The sequence below is a fragment of the Serratia sp. JSRIV006 genome, assembly GCF_019968685.1.
GTDB lineage: Bacteria > Pseudomonadota > Gammaproteobacteria > Enterobacterales > Enterobacteriaceae > Chania > Chania fonticola_B.
The window spans coordinates 3,929,964-3,943,487 of record NZ_CP074137.1; the positions used below are offsets into that span (position 1 = coordinate 3,929,964).

General features: G+C 52.2%; 13 protein-coding genes. 2 read left to right on the plus strand and 11 right to left on the minus strand.

The window, feature by feature from the left end; translation table 11 throughout:
• Positions 1 to 21: 21 nt before the first annotated feature.
• From ccmI to ccmA, 9 genes are all read right to left on the minus strand, one after another.
• Entirely contained in the window at positions 22 to 1,236 is a 1,215-nt protein-coding gene (gene ccmI / locus KGP16_RS18160) for a c-type cytochrome biogenesis protein CcmI (protein WP_223500117.1), read from the minus strand.
• Positions 1,236 to 1,703: a cytochrome c-type biogenesis protein gene (locus KGP16_RS18165; RefSeq protein WP_065683037.1), complete on the minus strand. Its 468-nt coding sequence runs from the start codon at positions 1,701 to 1,703 to the stop codon at positions 1,236 to 1,238. Before KGP16_RS18165 ends, ccmI begins: the two co-directional genes overlap by 1 nt.
• Positions 1,700 to 2,251, minus strand: coding sequence for a DsbE family thiol:disulfide interchange protein (locus KGP16_RS18170; protein ID WP_021178627.1), 552 nt, complete (start codon positions 2,249 to 2,251; stop codon positions 1,700 to 1,702). Before KGP16_RS18170 ends, KGP16_RS18165 begins: the two co-directional genes overlap by 4 nt.
• Complete coding sequence (locus KGP16_RS18175) at positions 2,248 to 4,218, minus strand: heme lyase CcmF/NrfE family subunit (protein ID WP_223500118.1); 1,971 nt, start codon at positions 4,216 to 4,218, stop codon at positions 2,248 to 2,250. The genes KGP16_RS18170 and KGP16_RS18175 overlap by 4 nt, the downstream gene beginning before the upstream one ends.
• The gene (gene ccmE / locus KGP16_RS18180; protein WP_021806071.1) at positions 4,215 to 4,709 is read right to left on the minus strand and encodes a cytochrome c maturation protein CcmE; all 495 of its coding nucleotides are present in this window, start codon (positions 4,707 to 4,709) and stop codon (positions 4,215 to 4,217) included. The genes KGP16_RS18175 and ccmE overlap by 4 nt, the downstream gene beginning before the upstream one ends.
• A complete protein-coding gene (gene ccmD / locus KGP16_RS18185) occupies positions 4,706 to 4,957 on the minus strand; it encodes a heme exporter protein CcmD (protein ID WP_021806072.1) in 252 nt (83 codons plus the stop codon). The genes ccmE and ccmD overlap by 4 nt, the downstream gene beginning before the upstream one ends.
• Complete coding sequence (locus KGP16_RS18190) at positions 4,954 to 5,691, minus strand: heme ABC transporter permease (RefSeq protein WP_021806073.1); 738 nt, start codon at positions 5,689 to 5,691, stop codon at positions 4,954 to 4,956. The genes ccmD and KGP16_RS18190 overlap by 4 nt, the downstream gene beginning before the upstream one ends.
• A gap of 117 nt (positions 5,692 to 5,808) precedes the next feature.
• Positions 5,809 to 6,468 (minus strand): heme exporter protein CcmB, encoded by a 660-nt coding sequence (gene ccmB, locus KGP16_RS18195; RefSeq protein ID WP_094982019.1) that lies wholly within the window; start codon positions 6,466 to 6,468, stop codon positions 5,809 to 5,811.
• On the minus strand, positions 6,468 to 7,100 hold the full coding sequence (gene ccmA / locus KGP16_RS18200; protein WP_037375630.1) for a cytochrome c biogenesis heme-transporting ATPase CcmA: 633 nt from the start codon (positions 7,098 to 7,100) through the stop codon (positions 6,468 to 6,470). The genes ccmB and ccmA overlap by 1 nt, the downstream gene beginning before the upstream one ends.
• A 237-nt stretch (positions 7,101 to 7,337) precedes the next feature.
• Here ccmA and KGP16_RS18205 point away from each other — a divergent pair, with 237 nt between their 5' ends.
• Together KGP16_RS18205 and KGP16_RS18210 are read left to right on the plus strand one after the other, a co-directional pair.
• On the plus strand, positions 7,338 to 8,288 hold the full coding sequence (locus tag KGP16_RS18205) for a formate/nitrite transporter family protein (protein ID WP_021806076.1): 951 nt from the start codon (positions 7,338 to 7,340) through the stop codon (positions 8,286 to 8,288).
• 388 nt (positions 8,289 to 8,676) lie between these two features.
• Positions 8,677 to 10,632 carry an acyltransferase family protein gene (locus KGP16_RS18210; protein WP_223500119.1) on the plus strand — a complete coding sequence of 652 codons (1,956 nt, stop codon included), beginning with the start codon at positions 8,677 to 8,679 and terminating at the stop codon, positions 10,630 to 10,632.
• A gap of 42 nt (positions 10,633 to 10,674) precedes the next feature.
• On the opposite strand, the gene KGP16_RS18215 is transcribed toward KGP16_RS18210, so the two are convergent.
• The gene (locus tag KGP16_RS18215) at positions 10,675 to 11,601 is read right to left on the minus strand and encodes an arabinofuranosidase catalytic domain-containing protein (RefSeq protein WP_223500120.1); all 927 of its coding nucleotides are present in this window, start codon (positions 11,599 to 11,601) and stop codon (positions 10,675 to 10,677) included.
• 1 nt (position 11,602) lies between these two features.
• Positions 11,603 to 13,462, minus strand: a complete 1,860-nt coding sequence (locus tag KGP16_RS18220) for a hypothetical protein (RefSeq protein WP_223500121.1) — start codon at positions 13,460 to 13,462, stop codon at positions 11,603 to 11,605.
• Positions 13,463 to 13,524: the final 62 nt, after the last annotated feature.

Consider the following 13,524-nt stretch of genomic DNA (forward strand, 5'->3'; position numbering starts at 1 on the left):
AAACCCTTGGATTCTTTTTTATCAGGGAACCTGTTTATCAATCTGAACGCTGACCTGTTCCTTGCCGCTATAGGCTTGCAGCGTACTATCGCCAAACCAGTCGCCCGCCTGTGGCGTTGCCAAACCATCCTGTGACAGCCTGACGTGCACCTTCACCTTCTGCTGAGCCGAGAGCAGCCGCTCAGGCATCATGGCGTTGCTGTCATCCAATGTGAATGATAGCGGGAAACGACTCAGTGGCAATTGCTTGACCGCTACCGGCACCGGGTTGGTGCCATCGGTAACCGAAACGATCAGCGTTCCTTGTTGTGGTAATGCTTTTGCCGCCTCTGGCGACAGCGTGACAGTGACGGAGAGTTTAACAGTTTCTGCGCCCACCTGAACTTTTGCTTGTTCAATACTGCGCTTTATCACTGCAACACGCTGGTCATCGGCAGGTAACAGTTTCAACATTACCTGCCAGGCACCGATCGCCTGTTGGTAATCGCCCTGCTCAAAGGAGTTGAACGCCAGCAGGCTCAGTACGCGCACGTTGGTGTGATCTTCTGCCACCATGGTGCGCAGCATTGCGGTGGCCTGCTTGTTGTCTTCCGGATCGCCAGAGCGCGTCAGCACTTCGGCATAGCCCAGGCGCACTTCCATATTGGTCGGATCCAGGCTGTAAGCTCGAGCAAAAGCCTGGGTCGCGGTGGTGGCATTATTCAATGCCATCCCGACACGGCCAAGCATCAGCCAGTCGTTCAGGTTCCTGTCATCGTCCTGCAACGAGGTGCGTAAACCCAAGCCAAGACGGGCGATCTCTTCCATACTCAGCGGTTGGGCACGCTCATTCGCCACCCGCGCACGCAGTTCCGGCATTTGGGATTCTACCTGATGCCAGGCCATAACCTGAGCCAAACCGCCGGTTTTCAGATAAAAGCCAACCGATACCACCACCAACACCATCACGCCAGGCACTAAAGCCCAACGATTGATAGGCCGTGCAGACTGCTCATCCGGTTGCCCAGGAATATCGTTCAGCAAGTTCTGTTGCAGCTCTTTGACCAGCTCCGGGCGTTCCGCAACTACCCCTTGATCTTCATCTTGTGCCAGCTCGTCAAGGCGATCCTGGTAGAACGCCTTGTTGAGCGTATCGCGGCTGGCCGCCGTACTTTCTTTTCCTTGGCGCATCGCAGGCACGACCAGCAACGCGCTCGCACCGACCAACAGCACTATAATTATCAGCCAAAAAGCCATTAGGGTTTCTTCCTGTCAGTCTCTTTCAACAACGCCGCAAGACGCTGCTGCTCCTGCTCGGAGAATTCCTCGTTGACTACGCCCACCCGCCGTTGACGAGTGCGCAGTATCACCACCGCCCCGCCAATCAGCACAAACAGCAGCGGCCCGACCCACAAGATCAAGGTTGCTGGCGTCACCGGGGGTTCATAGGTCACAAAATTACCGTAGCGCGCCACCATATAGTCGATGACCTGCTGCTTGTCTTGCCCCTGCATCATCAGCTCATACACCTTGGTGCGCATATCCGCCGCGATGATGGCATTGGAATCGGCAATGCTGTTGTTCTGGCATTTAGGGCAGCGCAACTGTTCGGTCAACTCACGGTATTGCTGTTCCTGCTCCACCGAATTGAATTTGTAGGTATCGATGGCCGCAGCAGCACTCCAGCTTAGCAATGCCGCCACCAGTAAGGTTATCAGCCTCATGCGTCGCCCCCATATTTACGGTACAGCGGTAACACTTCCTGCTGCCAGACACGCTCGTTCATGTCCCCGGCGTGGCGGTAGCGGATAATGCCTTCGCCGTCGATCAGGAAGGTCTCCGGTGCACCATACACGCCGAGATCCAACCCCAGCATGCCGTCGCCGTCGTACAGGCTCAGCGCATAAGGGTTACCCAACTGATTGAGCCACACCACCGCCTTCTGGCGATCGTCTTTATAGTTTAGCCCGACTACGCGGATGCCTTTGGCCGCCAGAGTATTGAGATACTCGTGCTCTGCCCGGCAGGTGGGGCACCAGGTCGCCCACACGTTCAACAATATCGGTTTGCCCGTGCGCAGCACCGCCTGATCGAAGGTTTTACCTGGATGTTCCAGGGATTCCAGCTTGAAGGTCGGCACCGGTTTACCAATCAGCGCAGACTCCAGCATGGTGGGATCTTCCCCGCCGGCGTTACGCGTCAGTTGTACCAACAAAGCCACCACCAACAGCAGGAACAGGATTAACGGAATAAATAACAGTTTGCGGTTCATGCCTGCCCCCCTTGTTTGGCTTCACGTTTGAGTTTTTTGCTCATGCGATAGCGCGGATCAAGAATACATAGCACGCCGCCGATCGCCATAAACACCCCACCGAACCAGATCCAGCGGACAAAAGGTTTGTAGTAAAGCCGCACGGCCCAGGAGCCATCGTCCAACTCTTCACCCAACGCGGCGTACAAATCGCGCGTCAGGCCACCGTCGATGGCGGCCTCCGTCATCATGCTGCGCGCCACGCTGTAATAACGTTTTTCCGCATGCAGGGTGGCTTCTGCCTTACCGTTGCGGGTGACATCGATAATCCCGACACCGCCGGTGTAGTTTGAACCGCGGATATCGTGAACGTCGCGGAAGATGAAGCGATAGTCGTGAATTTCCACGCTATCACCGGCTTTCATGCGGACATCACGCTCAACGCTGTAGTTTTGGCTGAAGGCGATCCCGATCACCGTGACCGCCACGCCCAGATGGCCTAACACCATGCCCCAATGGCTACGGGAAAGGTGCCTGAGCCCCTGCCAGAATCCGTGGCGATGGGTGGCTCGCTCATGCAGCTCCCTCAGAGTCAGCAGGATCACCCAGATGGCCATGATCAGCCCAACCACCGTCATGCCGACGATACTGTCTTGCAGCAGCCAAGGCAGCAGGATTGACAGCACCAGCGTGATCACCAGCGCCACGCCCAGGCGACGCCAGAGCTTGGTGGGTTCGTCACGACGCCAGCGCACCAACGGCCCGATGCCCAACAGCAGCGCCAGCGGTGCCATCAACCAGGTAAACATGGTGTTGAAGAAAGGCTCGCCGATGGAAATACTGCCCAGCCCCAACTGTTTATGCACCAACGGCAACAAGGTCCCCAGCAACACCACCAGCATGGCGGCGATCAGCAGGACGTTGTTGCCCAGCAGGAAGGTTTCCCGCGAGAAGGTTTCATGCTGCACCCGGCTACGCACCTGCCCGCCCTTCACGGCATACAGCAACAGCGAGCCGCCAATCACGATCACCAGATAGGCGAGGATAAACATCCCGCGCGCCGGATCGGAGGCAAAGGAGTGAACGGAAACCAGCACGCCGGAACGCACCAGGAAGGTGCCCAACAGACACAGGGAGAAGGCCGTGATCGCCAGCAGCACCGTCCAGGCTTTGAAGGTCCCACGTTTTTCGGTGACCGCCAGCGAGTGCATCAAAGCCGTACCGGCCAGCCATGGCATAAAGGAGGCGTTTTCGACCGGATCCCAGAACCACCAGCCGCCCCAGCCCAGCTCATAGTAAGCCCACGCCGATCCCAACACGATGCCCATGGTCAGGAAGACCCAGGCCGCCGTAGTCCACGGACGCGACCAACGAGCCCAGGCCGTATCGAGCCGCCCGGCCATCAGTGAGGCAATGGCGAAGGCAAAGGCCACCGAGAAACCCACGTAGCCCATATACAGCAACGGCGGGTGGAAGATCAGCCCGATATCCTGCAACAGCGGGTTAAGGTCGCCCCCGTCGATCGGGAAACTCGGCAAGGTGCGGGTAAACGGGTTGGAGGTCATAATGATGAACAGCAAGAACCCGGCGGTGATCATCCCCATCACCGACAACACACGCGCTACGGCATCCTGCGGCATTGCACGGCTGCACATGGCAACCGCCAGTGACCAGCAGCTCAGCAGCAACACCCACAGCAGCAGGGAACCTTCGTGCGCCCCCCATGTTGCCGCAATGCGGTAATACACCGGTAGCTTGGTGTTGGAGTTGGCGGCTACATAGGAGACGGTAAAATCATTGGTAATAAACGCATACACCAGGCAGGCAAATGCCAGGGCGATGGCGATAAACATGCCATAGGTTAACGGGCGGGCTACCGCCATCATGCGCGTATCCTGGCGCGCCGCTCCCCATTGCGGGTAAATGCTCAGCAGCAACGAAATCGCCAACGCCAGGCACAGCAGAAAACTTCCAAGTTCCGGCATCATGACTTGTTGCCCCCGTCCGGCGAACTGCTATAGGTAGCGGCCGGGCTTTTATGATTCTCTTTCATGGCATCCGCGACTTCTGGTGGCGTATATTTTTCATCGTGTTTGGCCAGCACTTCACGCGCGTTGACCACATTACCTTCCCCCAGCACGCCCTGTGCCACAACGCCCTGCCCCTCACGGAACAGATCCGGCAAAATCCCGTTGTAGGTTACTTCGATGGCTCCGTGGGCATCATATACCTTGAAGCTCACCTGCAGGCTTTGCTGATCGCGTTTGACCGAGCCAGGCATCACCATGCCACCGATACGCAGGCGCTGGCCCACCTCCGGTTTTTCATGCTTTTCACCCTTGCCTTGCAGGATCTCGCTCGGGGTGTAGAACAGGTCGATATTGGAGCGCAAGGCATACAACATCAGCGTGGCGGTGAGCGCGACACCAATCAGTACGACAATGACCAGATAGAGGCGGCTTTTACGACGTGGATTCACTGTGATTTCTCCCGCGAGTTAACAGGCTGCGGTGTAGCCGCGGATTGCTTTGACTGTTGTGACTGGCGGATCCGCCGTTCACGCGACGCCTGGCGGCTGACTTCGGCCAGTAGCTGCTTACGCTGCCACAGGGTGTGGACCAGTAGCCCCAACAGGGAAAGCAGGGTTACGGCCACGGCCAACCAAACGTAAAACGCATAACCGCCCATGGCGAAAAACGCCTGCCAGGAACTGAATGCAGCATTCATGACTGACGCTCCTTGCTAACTAATTCGGCGACCCAAGGGCGCTGACGTTCCTGGAAAAGGATCAGATTGCGCAGGCGCATCAAGGTCAGCGTAATAAAGAACAACAGGTAACCGAAGATCGCCCAACGCAGCGGGTAACGCATGCTTGGCGCAATGCTCTGCTGCATATTGGTTGAGCCCTGGTGGAGGGTATTCCACCATTCGACCGAAAAGTGAATAATCGGAATGTTGATCACCCCTACCAGCACCAGAATACCGGCGGCTCGTCCGGCCAGGCGGCGATCGTCGAAAGCGTTATACAACGCAATGATGCCCATATAAAGGAACAGCAACACCAGCTCCGAGGTCAGGCGAGCATCCCACACCCACCAGGTGCCCCACATCGGTTTGCCCCAGGCAGATCCGGTGACCAGAGCAATAAAAGTGAACACCGCACCGACCGGAGCCATGGCCGCGACCACGGTATCGGACATTTTCATCTGCCAGACCAGGCCGATAAACGCCGCTATCGCCATCGAGCCATAAATGCCCATCGACCAGATAGCCGCCGGAACATGAATGTACATGATACGGAAGCTGTCACCCTGTTGATAATCTTTAGGTGCGAAACCGAAGCCCCACACCCAGCCGATCAGCAGACAGATGGCGCCCGCTATCCCCAACCAGGGGACAAAGCGGCCACAGACATGGTACAGCCGTTCCGGCTTGGCAAATTGATGTAACCATTTCCACATTGTCGTCATTGCTCACGGTAAGAAATCATTCAGTAACCGCTCCCTGATGGCAGAACGGCGAAAGTCTTGCGCACGGAAAAGCTCTTAATAGGCATTCATCCGCGATTAAATTTCCAGCTAGTGTACGCTTACACGCAACGCAGCTGCGGTGGCGAAAGGCGCCAGCGTGATGCTGCCCGCCAGCATCGCGCCCAGGATGGCCAGGTAACCGTCGATCGGCATCCCCATCGAGGCGGCATCTATCGCCGCGGTAGCGAAAATCAGTACCGGAATATACAGCGGCAGCACCAGCAAACTCAGCAGCACACCGCCTTTGCGTAGCCCCACCGTCAACCCCACTCCGATAGCGCCAATCAGGCTCAGCGTTGGGGTACCCAGCAGCAGGGTCAGCGCCATCGCCATCCAGGTATTCACATCCAGCGACAGCAGCAGCGCCACCAACGGCGACAGGATCAACAACGGCAATCCGGTCACTACCCAGTGAGCACACACTTTGCCTAACACCGTCATTGGCAGCTGCGTTGGCAATAACAATAACTGTTCCAAAGAGCCATCGAGGTAGTCATCACGGAACAATCGCTCCAGCGAAAGCAACGAGGCTAACAGCGCCGCTACCCAAATAATCCCCGGCGCAATACGCGCCAGCAATTGCGGTTCTGGCCCAACGCCCAAGGGAAACAGCGTGATCACGATCAGGAAGAACCACAGCGGGTTGACGATCTCGGAGCCTTTACGAAAGGCAATTTTCAGTTCCCGCCGCAGTATGATGAAGAACATCAGGCGATCTCCGCGCTGGTCTGTGTCAGGCGAATTTTCCTTACCGCCTGCCGTGTACCGGTTAAATCTTGATGCGTCGTTAGCAGCACCATACCGCCCTGTTGCGCATGTTGCTCAAACAGCGCGGTCAGCTCCAACACGCCCTGCTTGTCTATGGCCGTCAAGGGTTCATCCAGGATCCACAGCGGGCATTTGCTGAGCCAGAGCCGTGCCAGCGCCACGCGCCGCTGCTGCCCGGCGGAAAGCTGCGCCACCGGCAAATCCTCATAACCGACCAAGCCTACCTGCTCCAACGCCTGCCAGATGGCCTGACGATCGGATGACTGGCTAACCGCCTGGTAAAACTGCAAATTCTCAAACGGGGTCAGCATGGATTTAATCCCTGGCTGGTGCCCCAGAAACAGCAGGTCCAAATGATATTGCTCACGGCGATGGCGCGTATTTTCGCCCTGCCACAGCACTTCGCCTGCGTCTGGCTGCGCCAACCCGGCCAAAATACGCAGCAAGCTGGTTTTGCCAGCGCCATTAGGGCCTTCCACCTGAATAATGTCGCCCGGGCTCACCAAAAAACTCAACCTGTCAAACAGAGTTCGTTCATCTCGTACACAACTAAGATTTTTGGCTTCCAGCATGGAGGACTCATATTTTTCTTTGGGATAGCGAATCATAGCATAAGCCACAGTGCGCTCGTAGCCCGCAGCCTGGCTTGGATGTACTCCATTAGGGGTAATATTGCGCATCAGATCAAAATTGCGTAGAAAAAATCATCAACGTTAAAATTTCGTTACTTTTTCATCATTTTTCCGGCGCACTTTCCTTCGCCCCATCAGCAACTACGCTTTAGTTATCAGCCAATAGGAGAATGACCATTGAGCACAAAACCAGATCGTCCAGCCAACAGCGATGAAAACAGCGTCAAGGTCGAAAGCGAAGAGCACGATCGGGGCAAATCCACCATTGAGGTCGATGAGGAAAAACTGCCCTCGCGCGCCGCTGCCGTGCATGAACAAATCCGCATGGAGGGGGAGAAAGAACTGGAGCGTGACTGGCTGGCGCTATTGCTGTCAGCCTTGGCCGCCGGCTTGTCGATGGGGGCTTCTCTGGCAGCTAAAGGAATTTTTCACGCACGGCTACCGGACGACCCAAGCCGATTTTTTATCGAGAACATCGGCTATACCTTCGGCTTTATCATCGTCATCATGGCTCGCCAGCAGCTGTTTACGGAAAACACCGTCACTGCAGTGTTGCCCATCATGCATAAACCGACGCCGAAGAACTTCGTCATTCTGTTCCGCCTGTGGGGGATAGTGCTGTTGGGGAATCTGCTCGGCACTGGCCTGGCCGCGCTGGCATTTATCTATATGCCTATTTTTGATGAGAATACCCGTGCGGCCTTCACCAGCTTGTCACAGGAAATCATGCATAACACCCCGGGAGAGATGTTTGCCAACGGCATCCTGGCGGGTTGGATCATCGCCACGATGGTGTGGATGTTCCCTTCGGCCAGGGCTGCCAAAATCTGGGTGATCGTACTGATGACCTACCTGGTGGCGATTTGCGATCTGACCCATATCGTGGTCGGTTCCGTCGAGATCCTGTACCTGGTGTTTAGCGGCGCACTCCCTTGGCAGGAGTTCTTCTACCCGTTCGCCATCCCGACGTTGGCGGGCAATATCATCGGCGGCAGCTTTATCTTCGCGCTAATCAGCCATGCGCAGATCCGTAACGATATGAGTGACAAGGCCAAGGCAGAACGGTTGAAGGCACAACGGGAGAATCAACCCAGGAAGGAACTCACGGATAAATCAGACCGCGAATAAAACTTCTCCAACCCGTTCGCGGCACAGTAAAAGGTGGATAATCGGGAAAATGGGGCATAACGGGAGAAAACCGATTATATTTCAGGCAATCAGACCAATAGCCCCTTAAACCCAAGCGCAAAAATGGGTATACTGCGCCCGCCGTGTCCCCTTAGTTAAATGGATATAACTAACAATAGAAAAATAAAACAATAAAAACAACACACTAACCTCAATTTAAATAATAAATATGTACTCACATATGTACACAAAAATCACCTCCCCCATGATTTCAGCATAATCATTAAACTCTCATAAGTTCATCAAGGTATAGGTGAATGTCAGTTTTTGTAGCAAAATGTTCGCACTCTACTAACAAGCACCATCACATTTCCAATCGAGTAAGATTATGTCTTCAAACGCAAGGACTTTTCGGCATGACATTAATGGACTTAGAGCCTGGGCTGTCATCGCAGTTGTGTTGTTTCATTTTGGCATCCCTGGCTTCAGCGGTGGCTTTGTAGGCGTAGATGTATTCTTTGTCATCTCTGGCTTCCTGATGACGCAAATCATCGTCAACGGCCTTGAGGCAGACAAGTTTTCTATTTGGAAGTTTTACCTTGCACGAGCCAGGAGGATCATCCCCGCACTCCTTGCCTTGTGTCTGTGTCTGTTAGTTTTAGGTTGGTTTTGGCTGACAACCGCAGACTATAAAACACTCTCTACCCATGCATTATCAGCAATTTTCTTCATTTCAAATGTGAAGTTTTGGAGGGAAGCAGGATACTTCGATGCTGCGTCACATGAGAAATGGCTACTTCATACTTGGTCTTTGTCCGTTGAATGGCAGTTCTATGTAATATTACCAATCGCTCTCATGGTAATGTGGCGTTTCTGGAAAACGAATGGGATTAAATTCGTTATTTTTGCTGGCTGCATTCTTTCCTTTGCACTGTCAAGCTATCTGGCCTTTAAAACACCAGCAGCTGCATTTTTCTTATTGCCTACACGTGCATGGGAAATGCTGGCTGGCGGTGCAGTCTGGTGGGTGACTCGCAATACCGCACTTTCAGCGCCAAAAGCCAAACAGATCGAGCTACTTGGCTTTATTCTGATTATCGCGTCAATTGTGCTTTTTAGCTCTTCACTTGCGTGGCCGGGCTTGTATGCAGCAGTTCCTGTTATTGGGGCAATGCTCGTCCTCGGTGCTGCCCGCCAAAACTCAATATTTACGTCCAATTTCATAGCAGAACGACTGGGCGTATCGTCCTACTCGATCTACCTTTGGCATTGGCCGGTAGTAGTTTTGCTGACATACACTGAAACTGCGCACCAGTGGCAGTGGATAGTAATCGGGATCATCGTCAGCCTCGTACTTGGCGAACTGTCCCTCCGTCTGATTGAAAACCCAACTCGCAAAGGGTTATCAAAACAAACACCATGGGGCAACGCATTAACAATAGTTCTATGCATGGTGATAATCAGCGTAGCATCACTCGCCATCTATAAATTTAATTTTTCAAGCCGCGTCCCTGCGCAGATTGATCTCATCGCAAACGAAAGCTACAACATCAAACCTAACCGGGATAAGTGCTTCTCGACATCAGGCTCAACCTCCAATGCCTGTGTGTATGGTGGGAGTGATATCAAGGCGATTGTTGTTGGTGATAGCCATGCTGACGCTATGACAACTGCGGTTGAGGCTGCACTTCCTTCAAAGAGTGATGGCGTGTTAGACCTGACTTACGCGAACTGCCCAACCATCTATAGTGCGAAAGTTATTCCAGGTGAAGCCCCTGATAACCAGCATTGCTTTGAGTACAATCAGTGGGAAAAAAAGAAGCTGGCCACTATGGATAAATCCATACCTGTGGTCATCATAAACAGAACTTCAGCATATGCATTTGGACAACATAACATTGTAGAAAAGATGAATACGCCGATCGTCTACTTCTCCTCCGTTTACCGCACTCCAACCCCTGAATTTTTGAGTGAATTTGAAAAGGGGCTGATTAATACGGCATGCGAAATTGCTGCAACTCGCCCGGTGTTTATGGTTCGCCCTATCCCGGAGATGATGTTTGATGTTCCAAAAACGTTATCTAGAGCGATGATGTTTGGCAAGGAAACTCCACATATTTCTTTAAGCCAAACAGATTATATGAAGCGTCACTCGTTTGTATGGGCTGCCCAAGACAAGGCAGCAGAAAAGTGTGGCATAAAGATACTTAACCCATTACCGCTGCTGTGCAAAAATGGCACATGTGAAAGCGTACATGATGGCAGGCCAATCTATTACGATGATGACCATTTAAGCGAGTATGGGAATAAGTTGCTTGTTCCCATGTTCCAAAAAATGTTCTAAACAACAGCAATATCTGGCCGGGTAGTTCCCGGCCTTTTCTCTTCAAATGGTGTTGTAATAGCTTGCCATGTTGCCGATGATCCCCTGATTAACTGCTCCCTTATCACTTGGATAGATGACGATTTCAGCGATTTTACTATTGGGGTTTGAACCCTCAGTAGTTGGATTTATCCCCCTGCGCGTAGCACCAATCGTCGCCTGTTCCAGGTGCATTGCGATAGCATTCATATCGACAGGCGCGCCCACCACAGCCCCATCAACAGCAAAGGCCGTTAATCCGGATCGAATCACACCGCCAGAACGACCTGCAATTTTCAAGGCTGTTGGTGATACGACAGATTTTATTGCTGTGGAAGTCCGGGAGATTCGCAGGAACATCCCCACCCCTCCATTCACTCCGGAATACTGGCCGTTGCACTGGAACAGCAGCAAATCGTTATCATTCGCTACCGTTGAATCCCTGGCAGCCATCGAGAGCACTGTAAACGATGCGGTCGTCTTTGTTTCTGCAACGAAGAACATCGATAGGCTGGCGTTTGCCGCAGTGAACTGCTGAGGCAGAGCCTGGGGAACGGAAAGAAAATCATCGACACCGTCGAACATAATTGAAGGCTTACCGTTCAGAAGAACAGGAGTGCCTCCGGATATTACCTTAGGTTGGTATCCGGCTGTAGGTTGTGTTGCATGCAAGCCGTTTCCGGTCTGGTCATAGAGAGTCACTACCGTCCCATCCCCGCTGCCGACGAACAGTTTGACGTCATCGATACTAACGGCGTTGTTAACCGCGTAGAAATCCATGGTTAAGTTGTCAGAAGAACGACGAATGGTGACGAGTGGCCCAGCATAAATACCACTACCCACCTGGCGCAGACTGTAAGCTGCAGCAGCACCCGGGTACATGCCAAGCAGGCGATCGGCGCCGATAAAGTTAGTGAATACAGTTCCTGAGGCAATTATTTTTGTCGCCATGTTAAACAGCCTTTGCGTTGGTAATTGAAACATTGACATACGGGAATGCGGAACTTTGAACGTAAAGGCTCCCGCCCGCTTTAGCCTGTCGAATAGAGTTAAATCTGGCGTTAATCAAAGGGCCACTGATGGTCAGCGGATTTTGAGAAAAATTAGACTTAATGCCGTTCACTACAATATTCCGCATATCTGTCAAGTATGCAGGCCTGCCGTATGACGATGAAGTGGAAACCAATACTTGGCTCCCCCCCGTTGCGGCAGTGTCTTCAATATTAGAAATGCTCACAGTATCAATCACCGATCCGCCAGTTGGCAAAATACGAACCTGATTATGCGCTGACTTACTTGATACGCCAGAGATAGAAATATTAGTAATGTTGTCACCCAGTGGGCTAGGCTTATCGCCACCGACTTGCAGCGGATAAATATAGGTACCAAACGGATACGTTTCGATAAAATTCAATAGCGCTGTCATTGCTATCGTATCGTCAGCAGTTACACCCGTTATTCTCTCAACCCTTCCGTTAGAACACCCTTTCCTAAAGTCTATGCCGTCTCCATTTTTAACGGTTGTGTTGAAGTCAAGATCATGCAAATACATCCCATCGCAGCCATGTTCTTGAGAAATGGCCCAGCAGGTTGTTTTTTGCATTTTAAAATTGAAAATTTCGTAATCTTTCGTGTTCGCGAGCAAGATGCCGAGTGTTCGCCAGCCATACGCATCACCAACCCACGCAACGGGTGCCCCACCAGTTACTGGGTGCGGCGCTACGTATGGAACGTCAGGGCCTTCTATGAAAGCAGTTGTAATACCACTGCCTTTTATCCTTATTCCTCTATTCTCATTAAGCTTTAAAGCGTAGCTATATGGGTTGGCTGGATCAACCACAATGCCTTTGTTGCGGATGATGTTATCAAACACACCATTCTGAAGCTTTAACTTGGAGTTATCGATGTACAACGTCGTATAGTCAGGAAGTAACAAGGACTCAGATATAAGCCAAGTATTCGTGTTTGGGACCGTAACAGTATCGATGCCCAGCGTCAGCGTCCCACCACCGTTAAATTCAATTAAATCCAGAGCAGCTTTTATTCGATCTGTTTGTGTTGCACCATCAAAGCTGTTAGGCGTTAAAAATAATGATTCGTTTCTGGCTGTTGGTGCGTTGGCTTCAACTGGTGGGGTGTAAAATCCGACAGCCTCGCCGCGATCGTTGAATCCTGCCAGAATATTTCCGTTATCCCCCCTAACAGTCCAAACCCAGCCGTCTGCTGATTTGGTTGATTTCACTTCCTCTTGGATTGTTAAAGGCAAAAGAAATCGCCCATCTCCGTAAATTATGGCGCATGAGCGCCCGAGAGAATCCTCAAACGAAAATGCAACACTCTCTGAATCTTGGGTGTTAATCAATTTGGTGATTTCATTCAACGACTCTGAGCTTGGATAGCTCACACCAGTTGGCGTAGCCACACCATTAACGTTTTGATATTGGTCTGCGAATCTTGGGGGCGTGGAGGCGAAGTCCACAGAAACGTTAAACATCGCATTTAACGGTATAAATCCGTCTTCAATGGCCTTCTGAGCTTGCGCCAGCGTTGTGTACAGGTTTGCAGCAATAGTGGCACTCTGCGCTGCCGCTTTAGCGATATCAGCTGACTCTATTGCATTTTGGCTGGCCCCCACCAATTCATCTATACGATCAGAAACCTGTCTGCGAACTGTTGGGAATGGCTTGTTAAACCTATCTACAGCCTCATCTGCATCGCTGTTTATGAAGTCATCGTATGCTAAAGCATTATCATTTAGATCCTTCATGCTGTTAGAAGGGCGTGGGTTTTTGGTGTTAAAGCGCTCAGCCATATGTCCTCTTATTCATTTTTTTTGCGAATAAACTTAATAACTTCAGCATTAATTATTGAAAA